This is a genomic window from Actinoplanes sp. CA-142083 (genome assembly GCF_050942195.1).
Taxonomy (GTDB): Bacteria; Actinomycetota; Actinomycetes; order Mycobacteriales; family Micromonosporaceae; genus Actinoplanes.
Window position 1 is genome coordinate 8,772,238 of the sequence record NZ_CP192076.1, and the last position, 23,596, is coordinate 8,795,833.

Sequence of the window (23,596 nt, forward strand, 5' to 3'; positions counted from 1 at the left end):
GCGGGCGGCGGCCGACGGCGGCGGGCGCGGCGATGAGCGGGCGGGTGGGTCAGGCGGCGGGGATGTGGGAAGGCTTGGTCAGGCGGCGGGGATGTGGGAGGGCCTCGTCAGGCGGCGCGTGGGGGCCGCGGCGGTGGAGCCTCGGACCACCAGCTCGGCGGGGAAGACGTACTCCGAGCGTGGGGCCGCGTGGCCGTTGATCTCGTCGACCAGGGCTCGCACGGCGGCGTTGCCCATGGCGGCGACCGGCTGGCGCAAGGTGGTCAGGGGCGGGTCGGTGAAGGCGATCAGTGGCGAGTCGTCGAAGCCGACCACGGAAAGGTCGCGCGGGACCATCAGACCCCGGCGGTGGGCGGCGCGGATCGCGCCCAGCGCCATCAGGTCGGAGCCGCAGACCAGCGCGGTGACCTCGCGGTCGAGCAGCTGGCCGGCCGCGACCTCGCCGCCCTCGACGCCGAAGAGGGTGAGGGCGACCAGCTCGTCCGGCGCGTGCCGGTCGTAGCCGGGGACGTTGCGGCGCATCGCGTTGTGATAGCCCTCGAGCTTGCGCTGCACGGCCCGGAACCGCTCGGGCCCGGAGACGAACCCGATGCGCTCGTGGCCGAGCGCCGCGAGATGGGCGACCGCCGACTCGGCGGCCTGCTTGTCGTCGCACGAGATGAACGGCGCCGAGATGCCCTCGGCGAAGCCGTTGACGAAGACGATCGGCATCGGGCGGTCGATCAGCCGCTGGTAGCGCTCGTGGTCGGCGGTGGTGTCGGCGTGCAGGCCGGCCACGAAGACGATGCCGCTCACCTGACGGTCGAGGAGCATCTCGAGGTACTCGTCCTCGGTGACGCCGCCGGGGGTCTGGGTGCACAGCACCGGGGTGTAACCGGTCTGGGCGAGGGCCGACTCGATGATCTGGGCGAACGCCGGGAAGATCGGGTTTTCCAGCTCGGGGACGATCAGGCCGACCAGACCGGCGCTGCGCTTGTGGAGACGCTCGGGTCGCTCGTACCCGAGGACGTCCAACGCGGTGAGGACGGCCTGGCGGGTGTCGGCCGAGACGCCGGGGCGGTCGTTGAGGACGCGCGAAACCGTCGCCTCGCTGACGCCCGCCTGACGGGCGATATCCGAGAGACGTGCACGCATGCGGTCACAATAACGCTTCACGAATTCTGATGCGCTCGGCTGAGCCGCAGGCCACGCCGGTCGTGGCGAGAGAAAAGCGAGAGACGCCACGACCGGCTGGTCACAGACCTACTTCCAGGTGTCGCTGATCGTGTACGCGGACGACGTGCCGGTGGTGTATGTCCGGTTGCTCCCGGACTCCCAGGTGACGGCGCCGGCCGAGTCCTTCTTTATGTACTTGTACTCGACGGCGGTGCTGGCCGGCAGGCTCACGGTGCCGGACCAGATCGGGTAGCCGGTGGCGGAGAGGGCCACGGCGTTGGCGGTGTTCCAGCTGCCGAGGGCCGCGACGTTGCCGACCACGTAGACGTTCGTCCCGTACGCCGTCGTGGCGTACTCGTTGAAGGTGGCCGCCACAGTAATAGGAGACGTGGTCGGAGAAGTAGTAGGTGTAGTAGTAGGTGCGGTCTTGGAGGTGCCGCCACCAGACCTGGCGTTGACGTGGATGGCCACCGCGCTGTTGGCCGGGATCGTCACCGAGGCGACGCCGCCCGAGACGCTGACCGGGGTGCCGGCACAGCCCGAGGCCGTGGCCCCACCGGTGATCACGTCGCAGTAGGCGCCGTCGGCCAGGCCGGTGCTGTAGGTGGCCGTGGAGGCGCTGCCCGATCCGTCGATGCCGATCCAGCCGAGCGAGCCGCGGTGGAACCCGATGATGTTCGCGGCCGTGGCGGTGAAGTCGGAGACCGTGGTGACGGCTGCGGTCGCATTGTGCCAGCCGACCATCCCCTTCACGCCGACCGACTGCGTGATGCACTGCCAGGCGCCGTTGGTGCAGCTCGTGTCGCTGACGAAGCCGTTCGGGTCGGCCGGCGGCGACTGCCCGGTGTTCGAGGTGGAGAAGGTGAAGCCGTCGTAGACGAAGGGCGCCGGCTGCAGCTCGCTGTTCAACGCCCCCGTGAAGATCTCCTGCGCGATGTAGGGCTTGCTGCTGAGCTGCCCCAGGATCGACGCGAAGTCGGCCTTGGCCACGTGCTTGGCCGCGTCCACCCGGAAGCCGTCGACCCCCAGCCCGATCAGGTCGTTGAGGTAGCCCGCCATGTGGTTGACCACGGCGTCCACATAGACCCGGACGCCGGCGTTGTGGCACGCGGTGACCATCGAGGAGAACTGCGCCCTGGTCCCGAAGCGGCTGGTCAGCTTGTACGAGACCGGCTGGTAGACCTCCCACCAGGGGTGGGCGCCGCCGTCACTGGTGGCGAGGCTGACCGACTCGGCCGGCGGGGCGACCTGGACCGCGCCGTACCCCGCCGGGCCCAGCTGCTGGGTGCAGGCGGTGGCGATCGAGTTCCAGTTCCACTCCCACAGGTTGGCGGTCACGTCGGAGTTGTTGAGGGTGACCGCCGCGTTCGCGGACATCGACTGCACGGAGAACGTGACCAGGCCACTCGCCGCCAGCACGACCGCGGCGCCGATCGCACGCAGGCTTCGTTTCATGGGGGACTTCCTAAGGGGACGAAAGGAAGGGTTACGAAGGCGGGTTGTCGTCGGTGAACCCGGCCTCGGCGACCAGGCTGTAGCTCATCAGCGTTCCGGCGTGCCACGACTCCTCGGCGAGCACGCGGCCGCCGTCCACGATCAGCCGACTCTGGTTCGCGCCGCGCACGTAGGCGACCGCTGTCCCGGACCGGCCGTGCTGATCGGTGACCGGGCCGAGCAGCCGCACCCCGTTCACGCCGGCGAGCATCCGGAAGGCCGCCGCCCGCACCGCCGGACTCACCGGCAGGTCGGCGACCAGCGCCCGGCCACTCATGAACAGCCGGTAGTCGGTGGGCTCCTGGCCGCCGTCGTGCGCGAAGCGGTCGAGAAGCCAGGCCCGCAGCGCGCCCGGATCGGCCGGCAGCGCCGCCAGCTGCTTCGGGGTGACCGCGGTCCCGCCGAGCAGCAGGCCGACCTCGGCCGGCACCCTCTTGACGAACCGCTCGCCGGGCGCCATCGAGATCACCACGTCGGGCAGGCCGTCGGGACCCTTCTGGGTCCACTGCCTCGGGGAGCCGTCGGCCTTCCAGGCCGCCTCGTCGGCGTCGCCGGCCGGCTTGGCGCCGAGCGATCGGACGGCGAGGACCTCCGTCGTGGCCGGGCCGGTGGGCAGCCAACGGTCCTGGGCGCTTCGGCGCATGATCGCGTACGGGTGTGCCGCCGGGCCGACTTCGGTGCGTTCGCCGCTCTCTACCTGGGTACGCCAATACCGACCGGTTGTCGGGGCGTGGCTGGTTTGTGCCGCCGCGACCAGGAGGACCTCGCGAGCGGTCGTCGGGGCCTCTGCCGCTTTTGAGCCCTTCGTGCCGGTCGTGGCCGGAGGCTTCGCGGCCGGGTTGTCCGGCTGTGCCACGCCGGTCCCGACGATCACCGCGCCGGCGATGGCGAGCGCGACGGCCGGCGTCGCCCCGGCCAGGACGAGACGGCGGCGACGCCGGGCCGTCGCCGGGGTCCGCCTCGGGTGGGCCATGATCTCGGCCGGGCCGGGGTTGCGGCCGGGGTCGAGCCGGGCCGGGCGGCTGTCGGCCACCAGCTGCATGAGGTCGTCGTTCATCGGGTGCGCTCCTGGCTGGGAAGGGTGATCTCGACAAGACGGGCGTCCAGGGCGTGCCGCAGTCTCTTGCGGGCCCGATGCAGCCGGACGAAGTAGGTGGCCACCGTGCAACCCACCACCTGAGCGGCCTGCCGAGGGGTCAGCCCCTGCCAGGCCACCAGCGTGATCAGCTCGCGGTCGCCCTCGGCGAGGCCGCCGAGCGCGGCGAGCACCGCAACCCGCTCGGCGACCCCGTCGGCCGGGTCGTCCGCGGCCTCGGTCACCCAGGCCCGTAGCTCGGCGGCGAGGCTCGCCTGGCGGGCCTCGTCGCGATAGCGCTCGCGGATCACGTTGCGGGCGACACCGAGCAGCCACGGCAGCGGCGCCGGCGGCACCGCGTCCAGGCGACGCCACGCCACGAGGAACGTGTCGCCGACGATGTCGTCCGCGAGCTGGCGGCCGGCCCGGCTCACCGCGTACGCGTACACCTGTGGCCGGTGTTCGTCGTAGATCGCGATGAACCGGCGTTCCGGTTCGGGTTCGGTCACGGGCTCCTGCTCCTTCGTCCGGGAAGGTACGCCGTCAGCAGGTAATGCGCGGAGCCGCGATTTTCTTACGCCGATCACACCCACGCCCGCTCAAGCCGGGTGATCACCGGCCGATGGGAACGCTCGTGGACGCATCCGGGCGCAGGCGGCAGTGGCAGGGCCGCTCGTGGCGTCGCGACCCGGTCCTGATCGGCGCGGTCGCGTGGACCGTCCTCGCGGCGGTCATCTTCGTCGCGCTGTCCCCCGACACCCCGTCGAACACACTCTGGCAGGTGCGCACCTTCTGGTTCTTCCAGCTCCCGCTGGACGGCCTGCTCGCGTACTCGTCCTGGCGGGTCTTCCGGCTCGCGACCGGCGCCACCCGGCGATTCTGGCTGGTGCTCGCGACCGCGGTCACCGGCTTCCTGTGCGGCGACACGCTGCAGACCGTGCTGGCCTTCGTGAGCCCGCCCGGCACCTGGTCGACGACCGGCGGCATCGTGCAGTCGGCCTTCTTCACCGTGGGCCTCGTGGCGATCGTGGTGGCGATGCTGGCGCATCCGCACCCGGGCCGAACCGGGCGGGAGCGGCTGGCGTTCTGGCTCGACTCGGCGACCGTGCTGGTCGGCGGCGCGGTGATCGCCTGGGGCTTCGCGGTGAAGCCCGGCGAGTACACCCGCACCGACATGCTGGCCACGCTCGGGCTCGGCGCGGTCGCGCTGACCTCCAGCTTCGCCGCCGTGAAGATGATCCTGAGCGGGAACGCGCCGATGCGCCGGTCCGCGGCGATCCCGATGACGGTCTCGGCCGGCTTCACCATGATCGGCCTGTTCGTGGCGCCGCCCGCGGTCGGCCACCTGGACGCGTCGGTCTACCTGGTGCGGTTCATGCCCTCGCTGCTGATCGCGCTCGGGCCACGCATCCAGGAGCTGATCGCCCGCTTCGACCCCGAGCCGTTCGGCGAGCGTCGCCGCAAGCCATACAGCCTTCTCCCGTACGGATCAATGATCGTCGCCTTTATCGCCTTGATCGCGGTGATGCCGCACGGGGTGAGCGCCCAGATGTGGGGCGTCGTGGTGGGGCTTGCGGTGATCTGTGTGCTCGTGGCCGGCCGGCAGCTGGTCGCCTTCCACGACAACACGTCGCTGATCGACCAGCTCGACGCGACGATGGCCGAGCTGCGGCGCCAGGCCGAGACCGACGGGCTGACCGGGCTCGCCAACCGCACCCGGTTCCACGAGGAGCTGGGCCGGGCGCTCGAGGAGCCGGCCGGGGTGTCGGTGCTGCTGGTCGACCTGGACGGGTTCAAGGCGGTCAACGACACGCTCGGCCACGCCGCCGGCGACGAGCTGCTGATCGCGGTGGCCACGAAGATGCGCGCCGCGCTGCGGGCCGGCGACGTCGCGGCCCGGCTGGGCGGCGACGAGTTCGCGGTGCTGCTGCACGACTGCGCCGGGCCGGAGGCCGAGGAGACCGCGCGCCGGATCCTCGGCTCGCTGTTCGCCCCGGTGAAGATCTCCGGCGTCGAGGTGCGGGCCAACGCGAGCATCGGGGCCGCGAGCGCCGAGCCCGGCGAGGGCGCGGGCGCGCTGGTCCGGCGGGCGGACGTGGCCATGTACGCGGCCAAGTCGGCCGGCAAGGGAACGTGGAAGCGGTACGACGCGGGGATGGAGACCGTCGCGTCTATTAATTGACAGACGTGACTGTTAACGTTCACATCATGTCTTTCAAGAAGCTCGGCGGCGTCGCCCTCGTCGCCGTGCTGGCCTTCGTGTTCGGCGCTGCCTCCCCCGCGGCCGCTGCCACCTACGCCGGCTACGCCATGGCCTACTTCACCGAGTCCCCCAACATGTCCGCCGCCAACTACGGGCTGCACCTCGCGGTCAGCACCGACGGCCTGAACTGGACGCCGCTCAACCAGAACAACCCGGTCGCCACCCCGACGGCCGGCACGCTCGGCCTGCGCGACCCGTTCATCCTGCGCAAACAGGACGGCACCTTCGAGGTCCTGGCCACCGACCTCAACGGCACCGACTGGACCCAGAACAGCCAGTACATCCACGTCTGGGACTCCACCGACCTGCGGACGTTCAGCAACTACCGCCGGCTCAAGCTGCACTCGCTGGCCACCCACTCGTGGGCGCCCGAGGCGTTCTGGGACGCGTCCCGCGGCCAGTACGCGATCATCTACTCGGCGGTCAGCGGCGGCCACAACGTGATCATGGTCGACTACACGACCAACTTCACCACGGCGACCGGGCCGACGGTCTTCTTCGACCCCGGGTACGACGTGATCGACGGTGACCTCGCCTCGTACAACGGCGTCAACTACCTCTACTTCAAGGGCAACAGCACGCTGAACGCGGCACGGTCGTCGTCGCTGAACCCCGGCAGCTTCACGACCTATCTGACCGGGATCACGCCCGGTCGCGGGGTCGAGGCGCCCGAGCTGGTGCCGGCGCTCTCCGGCACCGGGTACTCGCTGTGGGGCGACACGTACAACCCCAACGGGCGGTTCTTCGCGTGGTCGACGAGCGCGCTGTCAAGCGGATCGTGGACGGCGCTCAACGACCGGGCGTACACCCAGCCGCTCAACTCCAAGCACCCCGGCATCACCCCGATCACGGCGACCGAGCTGAACAATCTGATCGCCAAGTGGGGCTCGCCGACGTGGAACCGGGTCAAGTCGTACAACTATCCCGGGCGCTACATCCGGCACTACAACAACGTCGGGCGGATCGACGCATACCCGTTCGACCAGTGGCAGGACCAGCAGTGGAAGCTCGTGGGCGGGCTCGCCGACGGCGCCGGGGTGTCGTTCCAGTCGGTGAACTACCCCGGCATGTACCTGCGGCACTCGAACTACGCGATGGTGCTCGCCACCAACGACGGCACCAGCCAGTTCGCCCAGGACGCGACGTTCTACAAGACGGCCGGCCTGGCGGACAGCTCGTGGACGTCGTTCCGGTCGTACAACTATCCCGACCGGTACCTGCGGCATTCGAACTACGTGCTGCGGATCGACCCGATCAGCACCAGCACCGAGCGGCAGGACGCCACGTTCCGGGTGGGGTACTGATATCGCGAGTACCCTTCGCGGATGCCGCAGCGAAGAATGGCGTGGCTCGATGCGCTGCGCGCGATCGCGGCACTACTCGTCGTGTACGCGCATCTGAGCCACTATCTTCTTCGCGGCGCCCGTGACTTCTCCGCCGAGTGGCTGCACGCCGGCCCCGCCGGGGTGATGTTGTTCTTCCTGGTGAGCGGCTACATCATCCCGGCGTCGCTGGAACGCCACGGCGACCAGCGCCGCTTCTGGATCGGCCGGGCCGCCCGGCTCTACCCGCTGTACCTGGTGGTCTGCGGCCTCGTCGCGCTGACCGTGCCGCTCACCCTGAGCGGCGCGGTCGCCCACCTGACGATGCTGCCGCAGCTGCTGGGCACGCCCCTGCTCACGCCGGTGGTCTGGACGCTGAGCTTCGAGATGGCGTTCTACCTGCTCGTCGCCGCCCTCTTCGCCCTCGGCTTGCACCGAGCCAGCGCCGCGGTGGCCGTCGCCCTCGCCATCGCCGCGGTCGCCACCGCACCTCTGACCCCGGCCCGGCTCGCCACGCCGATGCTGCCGATCCTGGTGGCCGGGCTGCTCGCGCTCGGCTTGGTCGCACTGACCGGCCGTATTCGCCATCGCCGGGTGGTGATCGCGGGCGCGTTGCTGATGCTCGCCGTCGCCGTGACGCTGCTCTTCGCCGACCAGGACGTGTCCCACGTCTGGGACGGGCTGCTCATCCCGGCCGTGATGTTCACCGGAACCACGATCTACCGGGCCGAGCACGGCCAGATCCCCCGCCGGCACGCCGCCGCGACGATCACCGTGGTCGCCGGCGCTCTGCTGACCAACTGGTTCGCCGAGCTGGTCTCGCTGGACGCGCTAACCCCGAAGTACATGGCCCGCTCGGTCATCACGCTGCTGGTCATCGGCGGCTCCTTCGCGATCGGCATGGCCTGGCGTCGGACGCCACGCTTCCTCGCCTGGCTAGGCCGGGTGAGCTATTCGACCTACCTCATCCACGTGCCGCTGATCGGGCTGCTCGCCGTGCCCCTGACCGTCCTCGGCGAGCGCCTCCGCTGGCCGATCGAGCTCGTCGCGGTCGCCGGCTTCCTCGCGCTGCTCTTCGGCCTGTCGTGGCTGGCCCACCGATACATCGAGCTCCCCGGCCAGCGCCTCGGCCGCCGCCTGACCGCCGCCGGCCACACTGAGCAGGCCGACACCCTGCGGGCCGGCACCGCGCGGGCCGACATCGCCAGCCCCGTGCGCAACGGCGTCCATTTGCCCCGGCCGCGAGGCGCGGCGGCGGAGCAGGGCGACGCCGGCGAGCGCCATGCCTACGGCGACGGCCACGAGGTAGAGCCGGTCGATCAGGCTGTCCGCGTTGCCGACTAGGCCGAAGACGGTGTGGCCGACGAGCGCTCCGAAGGACGCCGCGACCAGGTGGCGCGGCGTCCACGCGTAGGCCCACGCCGCATGGATGGCAGCGGCGACGAGCAGCGCGCCAGCGGCCATCGGCAGCAGTGACCAGTCGCCGTGGGTGAACGACGGCTGCCGGGCGCCGCCGAACGGCCAGATCAGGGCGAGGAAGCCGAAGGTGGCGACGGCCGCGACCACGGCGATGGGAAGCAGCGCGGGCGGTGCCAAACGGCGGGAAGGGCGGAAACGCAACCGCAGGGCCAGCACGATCAGGGCGGCTGCCAGCAGCGCGACGATGGCGATTGCCAGCAGTGGCATGGTGTAACCCGGGTCCTCGGAGGGCGGCACGGCCACCCGCACCAGGCCGGCGCCCAGCAGCGCGATGATGCCGCTTGTGATTACGCCGCCGCGGCGTAGGTAGGGCTGCCTGCCGTGGGAGGCGAAGAGGAACTCGATCAGGATCACCGGGATCGTGATGCTGAAGAGGGCGTGGTAGACGAGGTTCAGCTCGGTGTAGGCCGTGTTCACGCCGAAGAACCGGGGCGCCCACGCGGCCGCGCCGTACAGGTGCGGGCTGGTCAAGCTCTGGAGAGCCAGGCCCTCCTCTACCAGGCCGTACGCGACGCCGAGCAGCAAGAGGTTGGCGTAGCCGCCGCCGGTTCGGCGGAGGATTTCGCGCAGGAACAGGGCGCCGCCGGAGTAGATGGGGGCGAAGACCAGCCAGGCCCACGCCATGCGGAGCGGCACGGTTCCCAGAGTCACTTCGGCGCAGAGTGGGGCCAGCAGGACGAGAAGCAACGCGGCGCGGCGATTGCGCGGGCGCAGGTCGGGGACGGCGGGGAACGCGGCGCGCATGATCGGGCGGTTGACCGCGGCGATCAAAGCGGCGAGCACGGCGAGTTGGGCGACCTCGAAGGGGCGTAGCCACAACGGGTACGAGCCTGCGGCCAGCTGCCACGCGACCGCTACGAAACCGGCCGCCGAGACGAAGCGGACACGACGGTAGGCGCCCCGTGAGCCGGCTCTCAAGCGACGGATCACCCAGAAGTACAGGATGGCGATCAGGAAGACCAAGACCTGGTTGGGGCCCAGCGCGACGGCGTGGGTGGCCAGGGCGAGAGAGGCGAACAGGACGCTGGCGCCGATGCTCGCGACGAGCAGAACCACCACGAGGCGGATCGCCCTCTGCTGCGGGGAACTGGTCATGCACCGAAGTTAGGGATCCGCGAAGATCGTTACGTCAGACCAGGGTCTGGTCTTGGGTCTCATACCAGAGGATGAGGACCTCAAGGGGAGGGCCGGGGCCGCACCAGGCCGAGATCGTACGCGAGCACCACCGCCTGCACCCGATCACGCACCTCGAGCTTGCGCAGAATCGCCGACACGTGCGTCTTGACCGTCGCCTCGGTGACGACGAGGCGCGACGCGATCTCGGCGTTCGACGCGCCCCGGGCCAGCAGCATCAGCACTTCCCGCTCCCGCTCGGTGAGCCGGTCCAGCGAACCGGACGGCGCGGCCGGCGTCACGTCGGTGACCAGGAACCGGTCGAGCAGCTTGCGGGTCGCGGTCGGCGCGAGCAGCGCGTCCCCGCCGGCCACCACCCGGATCGCGTCGACGAGGTCGGCCGGCCGCACGTCCTTGAGCAGGAAGCCGCTCGCCCCGGCCCGCAACGCCGCGTAGAGCGGCTCCTCCAGGTCGTACGTGGTCAGGATGATCACCTTGGGCGGGTTGTCGGCGGCGGTGAGCCGGGCCGTGGCGGCGACCCCGTCGAGCCCGGGCATCCGCACGTCCATGAGCACCACGTCGGGGCGGGTCTGCGCGGCCAGCCGGATCGCCTGCTCGCCGTCGCCCGCCTCGCCGACCACCTCGAGGTCGTCGCGCGACTCCAGGATCATCCGGAAACCCGACCGGACCAGCGCCTGGTCGTCGGCGATCAGCACTTTGACGGTCACGACTTCTCCCTCAGTGGCAGGTGCGCCTCGACCTCGAATCCGCCGCCCTCCGCGGGACCGGCCGCGAACGAGCCGCCGAGGATCTCGGCCCGTTCCCGCATGCCGATCAGCCCGTGCCCGCCCGGTTTCGCCACCGGGGCGGAACCGTCGTCCCGTACGCGCACCAGCACCTCCGCCTCGTCGACCCGCACCGTCACCTCGGCTGACGTGGCCCGCGCGTGCCGCAGCGTGTTCGTCAGTGCCTCCTGCACGATCCGGTACGCGCTGACCTGCACGCCGAGCGGCACGTCACCTCCGCCCTCGGACCGGATGGAAACCCGCAGCCCCGATTCGCCCATCGTCGCGGCGAGCCGCTCCACATCCTCCAGCGTCGGCTGCGGCCCCTCGCCCGGGGAGTCGTCGGCCCGCACCGTACGCAAGAAACCGCGCAACTCCGCAAGCGCTTGCCGGCCCGCTTCCTCGGTGCGACGCAAGGCCTCCCGCGCTCGCGCGGGATTCGATTCGAAGACGTCGTCGGCCGCGGCCGCCTGCACCACCATCACCGAAACGGTGTGCGCAAGGATGTCGTGCAGGTCGCGCGCGATCCGCGCCCGCTCCTCGAGCACCGCCTGCCGCCGCTCGGCCACCAGCCGTGCCCCCCGCGCCCGGGCCAGCGCGCCCCAGCTCCAGGCCAGCAGCACCGCGCCCAGCCACAGCGCCGCCGCCACCCACCGCTGGTGCGCCAGCGCGGGACCGCACACCGCGAGCACGGCGAGCCCGAGAATCCACAGCGTCTCGGCGGCCGGCCGCAGCCACGCGTACGTGCACAGCGCCACGAACGCGATCCCCGGCCCGAAATCCGGAACCAGGATCTGCAAGGCCGCGCTCACCACGAGGACGACGGCCGTGCCGAGCCGCGGCCGCTCGTCGAGCCACCAGATGCCCGCCGTTTGCACCGCGATCAGCAAGATGAGCAGAACCCACGTCAGGCCGCGCGGCTCGAAGGACAGAACGGGCAGCGAGACGGCGACGGACGCCACGGTGAAGACCGTGCGCCATCGCCGCGGCAGTCTCGCCGCGTAGCCGTCCCCCACGGGTCGATCCTAGGAGAGAGTGACGACCGTTCCCGTGTGTCGCGCTTTTTCGGCCGCCCAGACCACCCGGTGCCCGGCCAGCGAGGCGGCGGCGTCCGAGCGGATCAGCGCGGCGTCACCGGAGGCGACGGCGGCCAGGAACGCGTCCACCAGCGCTTCGTCCCCGTCCGCGTGACCGGCCGAGAGCTGATCAGAAACGGTAAGAGTGGTGTCGGAGCCGGTGCGGAAGTCGACCAGCCGGATCGCGACGCCGTCCCCGTCGAGATATCCGTGCGTGCCGAAGATCCGGGTCTTGCGCTGCTCGAACGGCGTGAACGCCGTCATCGTGAAAGCGACCGTCACGCCGCTTTCCAACTCCATGGTCACGACCTGGTGATCGACGACGTCGTTCTGCCCGTTGTAGACGCATTCACCGTAGGGCCCGTTTCGCAAGGCCTCGTCAAGGTCCGCAAAAGACGACGTGACGACGGAGAGCGGCCAGCCCGGCCCGGCGTTGCGATAGATCCGCGGCGCCGAGTAGGGGCAGTCGGCCTCGACCGCGCAATCGAGGCAGCGGTCGGCGGCGCCCGCCGGCTTCGACGAGGGCTTGAAGTGCGCGAGGCCGCCGAACGAGCTCACCCTGCGTGCCGGCGATCCGGCCACGTAGAGCAACCAATCGATGTCGTGGCACGACTTGGCGAGCAGCATCGGCGACGAGCTCGCGGTGTCCCGCCAGGCCCCACGCACGAAGGAATGCGCCTGGTGCCACCAGCCGACCGGTTCGAGGTGCTGAATGCTGACGACGTCACCGATGCGACCGTCATCGATCAAAGACTTCAGGACTTTCGTGTACGGCGTGTAGCGAAGCACATGGCACACGGCCAGCATGACCCCCGCGTCATCGACGGCCGACGCGATCCGGGCCGCCGATTCCTCCTCGGGCGCCATCGGCTTCTCGAGCAGCAGGTGGTAGCCGAGCCCGGCCAGATGAACGGCCGGCTCCTCGTGATCGCGGTCCTGGGTGGCGACGATCGCCGCGTCGGCAAGCTTGCGGTCGATCTCGCGCCAGTCGGCGAACGCAGCGGCCCCGAACTCGGCGGCGGCACGAGAGCGACGATCGGCGGAAGGCTCGGCCACGGCCACGATCCGGCCCGATCCGGTGGTCACGGCGCGACGTGCGTACCCGACCCCGCGCTGCCCGGCGCCGACCAGAACCAGCGACGTGCTCATTGGTGCACCCTTGTTCCACTCGAGCTGATGTTGGTTCGAGTGCACCGGTGACCCTCGGGCCATCGCCCTGCTCGCTCGACCTTCGAGGTCCAGCATGAGTTCTGCGAGGCCCGACGGCCCGGGACACCCCGATCGGCCACAGGGCTATGCGTCTGCGAACGCCGCTCAATGAGCAACCGGCTGCGGTGTCCCGGAACCGCCAGGTGCTTCCCCACTGGTAGCGCAGCGGAGAGGCAACAATGAGTGTGCAGGACACCCCCGGCGTGAGGCGAGCGGTCACGGCCGGTATCGACTGGGCGAAGGACAACCACGCCGTCTGCATCATCGACAGTGACGGCGAGCCGATCGAACGATTCACCGTGGCTCACAGCAAGGCCGGCCTGGCCCGGCTCAACGCGGTCCTGGACCGCCATGGTGTGGACGCGATCGGTATCGAACGCGGTGACGGACCCGTGGTCGACGCGTTGCTCGCTGCCGGCCGCACCGTCTTCGTGGTCCCGCCGTCGCAGGTCAAGGCCTTGCGGCAGCGTTACGGCTCGGCCGGTAACAAGGACGACCGGTTCGACGCCTACGTCCTGGCCGACACCGTGCGCACCGACCAGCGCCGGTTGACACCACTGCTGCTCGACAGCCCGGCCACGACCACGCTGCGCAAACTGGTCCGGACACGCAAAGATCTCGTCGCCCACCGCGTCGCCGTCACCAACCAGCTGCGCGCTCATCTGCAGACCGCGCTGCCCGCGGTCATCGACCTGTTCCGCGACCTCGACTCCGCGATCAGCCTGCAGTTCGTGACCCGCTTCGACACCCAGGACGCCCTCGACTGGCTCTCGCCGAAACGCCTGACCGCCTGGCTGAGCAGCGTCGGCTACTGCGGACGCGTCGATCCCGCCGTGCTGCACCAGCGCATCACCGCCGCGCCGGCCGGCGTCGCCGGTGAGCACGGCCGCGCCCTGGCCGGCATCACCCACGCCTACCTCAGCACGCTGCACACGATCACTACTCAGATCGAGGCCCTGGCGCAGCAGATCAGCGAAGCCCTCGCCCTGCACCCCGACCGGCGAATCTTCACCAGCCTGCCCCGTTCGGGCACGGTCCGCGCCGCCCGGCTGCTCGCCGAGATCGGTGACGCCCGCGGCAGATTCCCCACCGCGGCCTCGCTGGCCTGCCTCGCCGGAGTCGCACCCTCCACCCGGCAATCCGGCAAAGCCCGCGTCGTCGCGTTCCGCTGGGCTGTCGACAAACAACTGCGCGACGCCGTCTGCGACTTCGCCGGCGACAGCCGCCGCGCCAACCCCTGGGCCGCCGACCTCTACAACCGCGCCCGCAACCGCGGCCACGACCATCCCCACGCCGTCCGCATCCTGGCCAAAGCCTGGCTCGACATCATCTGGAAATGCTGGACCACCAACACCACCTACGACCCCGACCAGCACCGAGCCCTCCAACGCCTCCTCAACCAAGACCAAACCGCGACGGGTTGACACAGGGCTACTCATGCGCCGGCCACGATCACTTCGGTGCCCTGGCGGCGGATCGCCTCGACGCCGGCGGGATCGGCACTGGAGTCGGTGACCAGAGTGGACACATCCGTCACCGCGCAGATGCCGGCCAGGCAGACCTTGCCGACCTTGGAGCCGTCCGCCACCACGATCACGCGGTCGGCGCGGCGGATCATCGTGGCGTTGGTGTTCGCCTCGATCTCGTCGTGGGTGGTGAGGCCGCCCCGCGCGCTGATCCCGTCGACCCCGACGACCGCGACCGCCATGTTCAGCCCCTTGAGGGCCTGGTCGGCGATCGGGCCGACCAGCTCGTACGACTGGGTGCGGGAGACGCCGCCCGTCATGATCAGTTTCAGTCGGGGGCGCAGGGCGAGCTCGGCCGCGATGTTGAGCGCGTTGGTCACTACGGTCAGGTCGACCCGCTCGGCGAGCAGCCGGGCCAGCAGGTGCGTGGTGGTGCCGCCGGTCAGCCCGAGCGTGAGCGGCCCCCGCGGCAGCAACTCGGCGACGGTCTTGGCGACCAGCGCCTTCTCCTCGCGGTGCTGGCCGACCCGGTAGCGGACCGGAAGCTCGTAGGCGACGTCGACGGCGACCGCGCCGCCGTGCGTGCGGGAGAGCAACCGCTGGTCCTCTAGCACCTGCAGGTCACGGCGGATGGTGGCGGGCGAGACCGCGAACTCGTCGGCGAGGTGCCCGGCGTCGACCGAACCGTGGCTGGCGACGCGCTCGAGGATGGCCGACACCCGGTCGGCCCGGCGCAGCGAACTCATGGATCCTCTTCCAACGACCCTCATTGATCAAACGAGCAGTCAATGTAGTTCGTTTTCAAGCGATACACCAGTTGCTATTGCGCGTTCTTGGCGAACACGCCAAGAATCCGGCCATGACAGTGATCGCCTTCCTCGGCGCCGGCAGCGTGGTCTTCACCCGCGAGCTGCTGGCCGACATCCTCTCGTTCGACGAGCTCCGCGACGTCACCCTGTCCTTGCACGACATCAACCCCGAGCGCCTCGAGACGGCCGAGGCGATCGCCCGGCAGACCGCCGACCAGCTCGGCTGCCGGCCGGCCATCACGACGAGCCTCGACCGCCGAAAGGCCCTGGAGAAGGCCGACTTCGTGATCAACTCGATCCAGGTCGGCATGTACCCGGCGACTGTCAAGGACTTCGAGATCCCGGCCAAGTACGGACTGCGCCAGACGATCGCCGACACCCTCGGCGTCGGCGGCATCTTCCGAGCGCTCCGGACATTTCCGGTATTAAGCGGGATAGCGCAAGATATCCAAGAGGTCTGCCCGGACGCCTGGCTCTTGAACTACACCAACCCGATGGCCATGAACATCGCGTATCTCGAGGCCGTCGCACCCAAGGTCAACAAAGTTGGGCTCTGCCACTCGGTCTTCTGGACCGTCCACGACCTGGCCGAGCTGCTCAACATCCCGCTCGACGAGATCGACTACCTCGGCGCCGGCCTCAACCACCAGGCCTGGCTGCTGAAGTTCGAGCACCGCGGCGAGTCGCTCTACCCCAAGCTCGACGCCCTGCTCGAAAAGGACCCGGAGCTGCGCAGGCGGGTCCGGATGGACATGTACAAGCGGCTCGGCTACTTCCCCACCGAGACCAGCGAGCACTCCTCCGAGTACGTCCCCTGGTACCTGCACCACGACGAGGAGATCGCCCGCCTGCGCATCCCCGTCGGCGACTACCTCCAGATCAGCGCCGACAACGTCGCGGAATACGAAAAAACGCGCGCGTCACTGCAGAAGGGCGAAAAACTCGACCTCACCCGCGAGGCCACCGAGTACGCCCCGCAGGTCATCCACAGCATGGTCACCGGCACCCTGCGCCGCATCCACGTGAACGTCGCCAACCACGGCCTGATCAGCAACCTCCCCGAGGACTACGCCGTCGAGGTGCCGGCCGTGGTCGACCGGCTCGGCGTGCGCCCGGAGCGGGTCGGCGCCCTGCCCACCCAGTGCGCCGCGCTCAACCGCAGCTTCGCGAGCGTCGGCCAGCTCACCGTGCAGGCCGCGATCACCGGCGACAAGCGGATGGTCCGCCAGGCCGCGATGGTCGACCCGAACACGGCGGCCACGCTCACCGTCGACCAGATCTGGGACCTGTGCGACGAGCTCACGGCCGCGCACGGCGACCTGATTCCCGAACAACTCAGGTAAGACGCGCACTCTGGATTGTTCGTTTGATGCTCACATCTTGTGGAGCGATCACAAACGAGCATAATCCTCGAACATGAATGACACTGAGGCCGAGATCACTAGTCAGCCGGAGGTGTGGCTGCGGAGCCTGGCCCTCAGCGACCAGGCTCAGCAGGAGCTCATCGCCCCCGGCGAGCGCATGCTCGTGCTCGGCTGCGGCACCTCCTGGTTCGTCGCGCAGGCCCTGGCCGAGCTCCGGGAGGGCGCCGGATTCGGGGAGACCGACGCGGTCTGCGCGTCGGAGTTCCGGCCCCGCCGCCACTACGACCGGATCGTCGCGGTCACGCGCTCGGGCACCTCGACCGAGGTGCTCGAGGCGCTGCGGATGATCCCGGCGTCGACCCGCACGGTCGCGATCACCGCGGTCCGCGGCGAGCCGGTCGACGACCTGACCCACGCGCAGCTCGTGCTCGACTTCGCCGACGAGCGCAGCGTGGTGCAGACCAGGTTCCCCACCACCGTGCTGGCGCTCGCGCGTCACGCGTACGGCGAAGATATCGACCGAATTGTCCAAGATGGGCGCCGGGCACTAAACGCCGATCTTCCAAAAAAGGCCGACGAGGTCGATCACCTGGTCTTCCTCGGCACCGGCTGGACCTACGGCCTGGCCAACGAAGCGGCGCTCAAAGTGCGCGAGGCGGCCCAGGCGTATTCCGAGTCCTACCCCGCCAAGGACTTCCGGCACGGCCCGGTCGCGGTCTGCGGACCACGCTCGCTCGTCTGGTCCTTCGGCGACACCGATCCCGAGCTCGACGACGTAGCGAAACAAGCCGGCGCCACGGCGTACCGGAATGACATGGATCCCCTCGCCCAGCTCGTGCTGGCGCAGCGCTTCGCGCTGGCTTTGGCCGCGCACCGCGGCCTCGACCCCGACAAACCACGACTGCTCACCCGATCCGTCGTCCTCACCCCCTAATCCGGCGAACATCGAGGTGCATTGATGAGAACTTTCAGGTTGCTGGCGAGCGGCGCGACGGCCGCTCTGTTGCTCTCCGCCTGCATGGGCGGCACGACCGATGACGGCAAGGACGCCGCCGCGGGCTACGACCCGAAGGCGAACGTCGAAATCACCTGGTGGACCGGCCAGCCGGACGAGCAGGAGAAGGTCGCCGAACAGCTGGCGGCCGAGTACCACACCGCGCACCCGAACGTGACGATCAAGGTGTCGTCCGGGGCGCCGACCACCGACGACCTGCTCACCAAGCTTTCCGCGGGATTCACCGGCGGAAGCTACCCCGACATCTCGTACGCCTACGGCAACTGGGCCGGTGATCTGGGCGCCAGCGGCAAGACGCAGGACCTCACCTCGTACGTGAACGACCCTGCCTTCAAATGGGACGAGATCCCGGCCGCGGCCCGCGAGGTGGCGACCGCCAACGGCAAGGTCATCGGCATCCCGGCCCTGGTCGACAACCTGGCGCTGATCTACAACAAGAAGCTCTTCGACCAGGCGGGCGTGTCCTACCCGACCGACGACTGGTCGTGGGACGACTTCCGGGCGGCGGCCAAGAAGCTGACCAACAACGCCACCAAGACGTACGGCACGGCGTACTCGGTCTCCGGCAGCGAGGACACCACCTGGCACCTGTGGCCGATGCTCTGGCAGCACGGCGGCAAGATCCTCGACGGCACCAAGCCGGCCTTCAACTCCGACGCCGGGGTGGCCGCGCTCGAGACGCTGCGGGTGATGGCCGTCGACGACAAGTCGATGTACCTGGACCAGACCGACGAGAAGTACGCGCCGCTGTTCAACAGCGGGCACGTCGCGATGATGCTGTCCGGCCCGTGGTCGCTGCTGGAGATCAAGGAGGCCAAGCTCGACTACGGCGTGGTCAACCTGCCCGGCTACAACGGCGACCACCAGACCGTCTCCGGCCCCGACCTGTGGGTGCTGTTCGACCACCAGGACGTGAACCGGGCCGGCGCCTCCCGCGACTTCGTGAAGTGGCTGACCAGCAAGGAGATCGACCCGAAGTGGAACCTCGCGGTCGGCAACCTGCCGCTGCGCAGCAGTGAGAAGGACACCCCCGAGTACGCGAACTACGTCAAGGAGTACCCGGGCGGGGAGAAGTTCTTCGCCAACCTGGCCAACGCCAAGCAGGCCCGGCCCACATTGCCCGGATACGAGGTGCTGTCGCGCAACGTCGGCGACGCGATCGCCAAGGTGCTGCAGGGTCAGGCCCAGCCCAAGGAGGCGCTGGACGAGGCGGCCAAGAAGTCGGCGGACGCGGTCGGCTGATGGCTGTCACGTTCGCGGTCACCCCGCGTTCCCAATCCGCACCGGTCCCCGCGAAGCGCGGCCCTCGTGGCCGCGCTCTGCGGCGGCACCTCACCGGCTGGGCCTTCGCCGGCCCGGCCACCGCGATCGTCGTCGGGCTCTCGATCTTCCCGGCGGTCTGGGCGTTCTTCATCTCCCGGGCCAAGTGGAACGGCATCGCGCCGGCGACGATGGTCGGCTGGGGCAACTACCAGAAGCTGGTCCAGGACCCCGACATGATCGCGGCGACCCGGCACACGCTGATCCTCACCGCGATCTTCGTGCCCGGCTCGATCGTCCTGGGCATCCTCATCGCGGTCGCGCTCAACCAGAAGATCCGGCTGATCGGCTTCTACCGCACCTGCATCTTCGTGCCCTACGTGGCGTCGGCCGCGGCCACCGGCATCCTGGCCGGCTTCGTCTTCAACCCGCAGTTCGGCGTGGCCAACGACATCCTGCGCCACCTCGGCCTGCCGCAGGGCCAGTTCCTGGAGAGCCAGCACTCGGCGATCTACGTGATCTGCGTGATCGCGCTCTGGGGCGAGGTCGGCTTCACCACGGTGATCTACCTGGCTGCACTGCAGGACATCCCGCGCGACCTCGTCGAGGCCGCCACCATGGACGGCGCCGGCAAATGGCGGGTGTTCCGGCACGTCACGCTGCCGGAGCTGCGGCCGGTCACGGTCTTCGCGGCGGTCTGGCAGACCATCACCGCGATGCAGTTGTTCGACCTGATCTACACCACCACCAAGGGCGGGCCGCTCAACAGCACCCAGACGATCGTCTACTACATCTACGAGCTGGCATTTCAAACCCAGAGGCTCGGGTACGGCGCGGCCGCGGCGTACCTGTTGTTCATCGTGACTCTGGTGCTGAGCCTGATCGTGATCCTGTACAGCCGGCGACGTGGGTCGGAGGTGTTCTGAGCATGCGCTGGAAGCTTCCGTTCAGCCCCTGGCATCTGCTGCTGATGCCGCTGGCATTGATCTTCGTGCTGCCGCTCGTGCAGATGGTGCTCACCTCGTTCATGAGCAGCGCCGAGATCAACCAGTTCCCGCCCAAGCTGATCCCGACGAGCCTGCACCTCGAGGGCTATCGGCACCTGTTCTCCGAGACCAAGGCGCTGCGCTGGCTGCTCAACTCGGTGATCGTCTCGGGTATCGCGGTCGTGTCCCACCTGGCGCTCTGCTCGATGGCCGGGTACGGCTTCGCCCGCCTCAAGTTCGCCGGGCGGGGACTCGCGTTCGTGCTGATCCTGGCCACCGTCATGATCCCGATCCAGCTGCTGATGATCCCGACGTACCTGATGTTCGCCCGGATCGGCATCGTCGACACCCTCGCCGCGGCCTACGTGCCCTGGCTGGCCTCGGCGTTCGGCATCTTCCTGATGCGGCAGTTCTTCCTCGGCCTGCCGGTCGAGCTGGAGGAGGCGGCGCTGATCGACGGCTGCGGCCGGTGGCGCACGTTCCGCAGCATCGTGCTGCCGCTGGCCAAGCCGGCGCTGACCACGCTCGCCATCATCACGCTGCTGTGGAGCTGGAACGACCTGCTCTGGCCGCTGGTGGCGATCTCCGACGACAGCCGCTTCACGCTGCAGATCGGGCTCGCCAACTTCCAGGGCATGCGGCGCACCGAGTGGTCGCAGCTGATGGCCGGCAACGTGCTGGCCACCATGCCGCTGATCATCGCGTTCCTGGTCGCGCAGAAGAAGTTCATCGCCACCATGACCTTCACCGGCATCAAAGGGTGATGTGACCATCACGCCGCTGGTCAAGTGCACCAGGCCGCACCCGCGTTCAAACGGCCAAGTCCTCCGGTCGCGCCTGGGCCGCCGTTCCGCCGGCGGCCCGGGTGCTCAGCGAACCCGCGACGGCGGCCCAGCCGATGGCCTCCTCGATGGACTTCCCGCTGAGGCGGGCCGCCAGGAAGCCGGCGTTGAAGCTGTCGCCGGCGCCGGTCGTGTCCACCACGTCGACCGGCCGGCCGGGGGCGGCGCAGGTGCCGCCCGGCCACCACGCCCGGGCGCCGCGCGCGCCGTCCTTCATCACCACGGTGGTGCCGCCGGCCACCAGGCTCGCCGCCGCCTCGTCCGTTCTGTCCAGACCAGTGATCGCCTTGAGCTCATTCGCATTAGGGAGGAAGACGTCGGTGAACCGCAGAATCTCCGCGATCGACTCCCATTTCTCGGCCGGGTCCCAGTTGGTGTCGAGCGAGGTGGTCCGCCCACCTTTCCGGATATTTCCGAAAACTCCCGCTAAGCCGGCCGCCAGCGCAGGCTGCAAATACAGCGAAGCGACGTGCACGTGCCTCGTCCGCGCGACCAGCTCCGGCGTTATGTCCGCGGGCCGCAAAGCGGGAATCGTCCCCGGCAACGTCAACATCCCCCGGTCGTCCTTTTCGGACAAAACGACCGTGATCCCGGTCGGCGCCCCACGGCCGTCGGCGGCCAGCAGCGTCACGGCGCGCTTCTCGAGCTCCTTGCGGGTGAGGTCGCCGAACACGTCGTCACCCACCGCCGCGAGCAGGGCCGTCCGCAACCCGAGCCGCGCGCAGCCGGCCGCCGTGATCGCCGCCGAGCCGCCCAGCACCAGATCGGCGGCCGTCAGCAGCTGCTCGGCCTGCCCGAAGCGCGGCCGCACATCGCCGCGCAGCAGCAGGTCGGGGTTGGCGTCCCCGACCACGAGAACGTCGAACTCGGCCACGACCGCCTCCATTGTCCATATGAGCAATCCGAGAGCACCATACGCGCATGATCGCCCCGTGACATCTGCGCGTTCGCTCAGAGGAGCATCCGCATGATTGTCACCGTCACGCTGAACCCGGCCCTCGATCTCACCTACTCGGTCGACGCCCTGGTACCGCACGGCACCCACCGGGTCGGCACGGTCGCCGAGCGCCCCGGCGGCAAGGGCCTCAACGTCGCCCGCGTCCTGCACACCCTCGGCGAGCCGGTCCTCGCGACCGGCCTGCTGGGCGGCGCGACCGGCAGCCGGGTCGCCGATCTGCTCACCGGCGAGGGCGTGCCGTCGAGCTTCGTGCGCATCGCCGGCGAGACCCGCCGCACGGTCGCGGTCGTCGACGGCACCGACGCCACCGGCTTCTGGGAGCCCGGCCCGGCCGTCAGCGCCGGCGAGTGGTCGCTGTTCGTGACCGAGTTCCGCGAGCTGCTGGGACCGGCGACGGTGGTCGCGCTGAGCGGTTCACTTCCGCCCGGCGTCCCCATCGACGCGTACGCCCAATTGATCGCCCTCGCGTCCGAAGTCGGCGTCCGCACCGTGCTCGACACCAGCGGCCCGGCGCTGCTGGCCGGCTTGCGCGCCGGCCCGTCCATGGCCAAGCCCAATGTGGACGAGCTGACTGACGTCCTCCGAGCTGAGAATGGTCGCCGGCCCGGGCCGCGCGGGCTCGCCGAAGCGGTGCGCTCCCTTGCCGCCGGGCCGGTCGTCGTGTCGCGCGGCGCGGCGGGACTCTTCGCGGTCACGCCCGACGAGGTATGGGAATGCGCGCCACCCGCACCCGTCGAGGGAAACCCCACCGGCGCCGGCGATGCCTGCGTCGCCGCCCTCGCCCGCGGCCTGCGCGACCACACCCCCTGGCCGGCACTCCTCCCCGACGCCGTCGCCCTCTCCGCGGCGGCCGTCGCCGCGCCGGTCGCCGGCGCCTTCGACCCCGGCGTCTACCAGCGGACACGCGCCACCGCGACGCCCGCCGCGGCGTCACCCGCCACCCCACAAGCCGCCGCGTCACCCGCTGGCCAGCAAGCCGGCGCGTCACCCGCCGACCCGCAGCCCGCGGCGTCACCCGCCGCCCCGCAAGCCGCCGCCACACCCCTTGGAGGAAACCGTGCTCGCACCCACCGGTGAACTGGTCGCCGCCGCCCGGAACGAGCGGGGGGCGGTCGGCGCGTTCAACGTCATCACGATCGAGCACGCCGAGGCCATCGTGGCCGGGGCCGAGGCCGCCGGGCTGCCGGTGATCCTGCAGGTCAGCGAGAACGCGGTGCGCTTCCACCACGGGCGGCTCGCGCCGATCGCGGCGGCCGCGCGCAGCATCGCCGACGCCGCGGACGTGCCGGTCGCGCTGCATCTCGACCATGTCGAGTCGGATGAGTTGCTCGCGCAGGCGGCGTCGAACGGGTTCGGCTCGGTCATGTACGACGCGTCCCGCCTGCCGTACGCGGAAAATGTGGCCGCCACGGCGGCCGTCGTCGCCCGATGCCGGGCCGCCGGGCTCTGGGTGGAGAGCGAGCTCGGCGAGATCGGCGGCAAGGGCGGCGCGCACGCCAAGGGGGCACGCACCGACCCGGACGAGGCCCGCGAATACGTCGCCGCGACCGGGGTCGACGCGCTGGCGGTCGCGGTCGGCTCGTCGCACGCGATGATCACCCGCAGCGCGAAGCTCGACCACGATCTGATCGCCCGGCTCGCCGCCGCGGTGCCGGTGCCGCTGGTGCTGCACGGCTCCTCCGGCGTGCCCGACGAGGAGCTGAGCGAGGCGGTCCGGGGCGGGATGGCAAAGATCAATATTGGCACGGCGCTGAACACCGCCTTCACCGGGACGGTCCGTTCGGCGCTCGGCGACCAGCCCGATCTGGTCGATCCGCGGCGCTATCTGGCGTCGGCACGCACCGCGATGGCGTCGACCGTCGAGGCCGCTTTACGCGTACTCAAATCGGGTGTAATCCCCGCGTAATCTCAGGAAAGATCTACAG

The 23,596-nt window shown here is 70.0% G+C and carries 20 protein-coding genes; 11 read left to right on the forward strand and 9 right to left on the reverse strand.

What is annotated here, in order from left to right; all coding sequences use genetic code 11:
• Positions 1–78: 78 nt before the first annotated feature.
• The 4 genes from ACQPZX_RS40150 to ACQPZX_RS40165 all read right to left on the reverse strand — a co-directional run bounded on the left by ACQPZX_RS40150 (position 79) and on the right by ACQPZX_RS40165 (position 4,233).
• On the reverse strand, positions 79–1,134 hold the full coding sequence (locus ACQPZX_RS40150; protein ID WP_433367715.1) for a LacI family DNA-binding transcriptional regulator: 1,056 nt from the start codon (positions 1,132–1,134) through the stop codon (positions 79–81).
• 108 nt (positions 1,135–1,242) lie between these two features.
• Positions 1,243–2,610 carry a carbohydrate-binding module family 20 domain-containing protein gene (locus ACQPZX_RS40155; protein ID WP_433367717.1) on the reverse strand — a complete coding sequence of 456 codons (1,368 nt, stop codon included), beginning with the start codon at positions 2,608–2,610 and terminating at the stop codon, positions 1,243–1,245.
• Positions 2,611–2,641: 31 nt separating this feature from the next.
• The gene (locus ACQPZX_RS40160; RefSeq protein ID WP_433367720.1) at positions 2,642–3,706 is read right to left on the reverse strand and encodes a CU044_5270 family protein; all 1,065 of its coding nucleotides are present in this window, start codon (positions 3,704–3,706) and stop codon (positions 2,642–2,644) included.
• Positions 3,703–4,233 carry an RNA polymerase sigma factor gene (locus ACQPZX_RS40165; RefSeq protein ID WP_433367721.1) on the reverse strand — a complete coding sequence of 177 codons (531 nt, stop codon included), beginning with the start codon at positions 4,231–4,233 and terminating at the stop codon, positions 3,703–3,705. Before ACQPZX_RS40165 ends, ACQPZX_RS40160 begins: the two co-directional genes overlap by 4 nt.
• A gap of 113 nt (positions 4,234–4,346) precedes the next feature.
• Here ACQPZX_RS40165 and ACQPZX_RS40170 point away from each other — a divergent pair, with 113 nt between their 5' ends.
• The 3 genes from ACQPZX_RS40170 to ACQPZX_RS40180 are packed head-to-tail and all read left to right on the forward strand — an operon-like array spanning position 4,347 to position 8,653.
• Positions 4,347–5,906: a diguanylate cyclase domain-containing protein gene (locus ACQPZX_RS40170; RefSeq protein WP_433367724.1), complete on the forward strand. Its 1,560-nt coding sequence runs from the start codon at positions 4,347–4,349 to the stop codon at positions 5,904–5,906.
• Between the two features lie 26 nt (positions 5,907–5,932).
• Positions 5,933–7,291, forward strand: a complete 1,359-nt coding sequence (locus tag ACQPZX_RS40175) for a glycoside hydrolase family 43 protein (RefSeq protein ID WP_433367726.1) — start codon at positions 5,933–5,935, stop codon at positions 7,289–7,291.
• Positions 7,292–7,312: 21 nt separating this feature from the next.
• Positions 7,313–8,653: an acyltransferase family protein gene (locus tag ACQPZX_RS40180; RefSeq protein WP_433367729.1), complete on the forward strand. Its 1,341-nt coding sequence runs from the start codon at positions 7,313–7,315 to the stop codon at positions 8,651–8,653.
• A gap of 1,310 nt (positions 8,654–9,963) precedes the next feature.
• Here the strand turns inward: ACQPZX_RS40180 and ACQPZX_RS40185 are convergent.
• The 3 genes from ACQPZX_RS40185 to ACQPZX_RS40195 are packed head-to-tail and all read right to left on the reverse strand — an operon-like array spanning position 9,964 to position 12,911.
• Positions 9,964–10,629, reverse strand: a complete 666-nt coding sequence (locus tag ACQPZX_RS40185) for a response regulator (protein ID WP_433367731.1) — start codon at positions 10,627–10,629, stop codon at positions 9,964–9,966.
• Positions 10,626–11,702, reverse strand: a complete 1,077-nt coding sequence (locus tag ACQPZX_RS40190) for a sensor histidine kinase (RefSeq protein WP_433367734.1) — start codon at positions 11,700–11,702, stop codon at positions 10,626–10,628. Before ACQPZX_RS40190 ends, ACQPZX_RS40185 begins: the two co-directional genes overlap by 4 nt.
• A gap of 9 nt (positions 11,703–11,711) precedes the next feature.
• Positions 11,712–12,911: a Gfo/Idh/MocA family protein gene (locus ACQPZX_RS40195; RefSeq protein WP_433367737.1), complete on the reverse strand. Its 1,200-nt coding sequence runs from the start codon at positions 12,909–12,911 to the stop codon at positions 11,712–11,714.
• 239 nt (positions 12,912–13,150) lie between these two features.
• Between ACQPZX_RS40195 and ACQPZX_RS40200 the strand changes: the two genes are divergently transcribed.
• Positions 13,151–14,395 carry an IS110 family transposase gene (locus ACQPZX_RS40200; RefSeq protein ID WP_433359721.1) on the forward strand — a complete coding sequence of 415 codons (1,245 nt, stop codon included), beginning with the start codon at positions 13,151–13,153 and terminating at the stop codon, positions 14,393–14,395.
• An 11-nt stretch (positions 14,396–14,406) separates the two neighbouring features.
• On the opposite strand, the gene ACQPZX_RS40205 is transcribed toward ACQPZX_RS40200, so the two are convergent.
• Positions 14,407–15,183 carry a DeoR/GlpR family DNA-binding transcription regulator gene (locus ACQPZX_RS40205; RefSeq protein ID WP_433367739.1) on the reverse strand — a complete coding sequence of 259 codons (777 nt, stop codon included), beginning with the start codon at positions 15,181–15,183 and terminating at the stop codon, positions 14,407–14,409.
• A 113-nt stretch (positions 15,184–15,296) separates the two neighbouring features.
• Here ACQPZX_RS40205 and ACQPZX_RS40210 point away from each other — a divergent pair, with 113 nt between their 5' ends.
• From ACQPZX_RS40210 to ACQPZX_RS40230, 5 genes are all read left to right on the forward strand, one after another.
• Positions 15,297–16,589, forward strand: a complete 1,293-nt coding sequence (locus ACQPZX_RS40210) for an alpha-glucosidase/alpha-galactosidase (RefSeq protein ID WP_433367742.1) — start codon at positions 15,297–15,299, stop codon at positions 16,587–16,589.
• Positions 16,590–16,662: 73 nt separating this feature from the next.
• A complete protein-coding gene (locus ACQPZX_RS40215; RefSeq protein WP_433367745.1) occupies positions 16,663–17,544 on the forward strand; it encodes an SIS domain-containing protein in 882 nt (293 codons plus the stop codon).
• A gap of 24 nt (positions 17,545–17,568) precedes the next feature.
• Complete coding sequence (locus ACQPZX_RS40220; protein WP_433367748.1) at positions 17,569–18,867, forward strand: ABC transporter substrate-binding protein; 1,299 nt, start codon at positions 17,569–17,571, stop codon at positions 18,865–18,867.
• Positions 18,867–19,811, forward strand: a complete 945-nt coding sequence (locus ACQPZX_RS40225; RefSeq protein ID WP_433367751.1) for a carbohydrate ABC transporter permease — start codon at positions 18,867–18,869, stop codon at positions 19,809–19,811. Before ACQPZX_RS40220 ends, ACQPZX_RS40225 begins: the two co-directional genes overlap by 1 nt.
• A gap of 2 nt (positions 19,812–19,813) precedes the next feature.
• Complete coding sequence (locus ACQPZX_RS40230; RefSeq protein WP_433367754.1) at positions 19,814–20,635, forward strand: carbohydrate ABC transporter permease; 822 nt, start codon at positions 19,814–19,816, stop codon at positions 20,633–20,635.
• Positions 20,636–20,681: 46 nt separating this feature from the next.
• Here ACQPZX_RS40230 and ACQPZX_RS40235 read toward each other — a convergent pair whose 3' ends face one another.
• Positions 20,682–21,587, reverse strand: a complete 906-nt coding sequence (locus ACQPZX_RS40235) for a carbohydrate kinase family protein (RefSeq protein ID WP_433367756.1) — start codon at positions 21,585–21,587, stop codon at positions 20,682–20,684.
• A gap of 93 nt (positions 21,588–21,680) precedes the next feature.
• Between ACQPZX_RS40235 and ACQPZX_RS40240 the strand changes: the two genes are divergently transcribed.
• Positions 21,681–22,748: a 1-phosphofructokinase family hexose kinase gene (locus ACQPZX_RS40240; RefSeq protein WP_433367759.1), complete on the forward strand. Its 1,068-nt coding sequence runs from the start codon at positions 21,681–21,683 to the stop codon at positions 22,746–22,748.
• Positions 22,729–23,577 (forward strand): class II fructose-bisphosphate aldolase, encoded by an 849-nt coding sequence (locus ACQPZX_RS40245; RefSeq protein ID WP_433367761.1) that lies wholly within the window; start codon positions 22,729–22,731, stop codon positions 23,575–23,577. The genes ACQPZX_RS40240 and ACQPZX_RS40245 overlap by 20 nt, the downstream gene beginning before the upstream one ends.
• Positions 23,578–23,596: the final 19 nt, after the last annotated feature.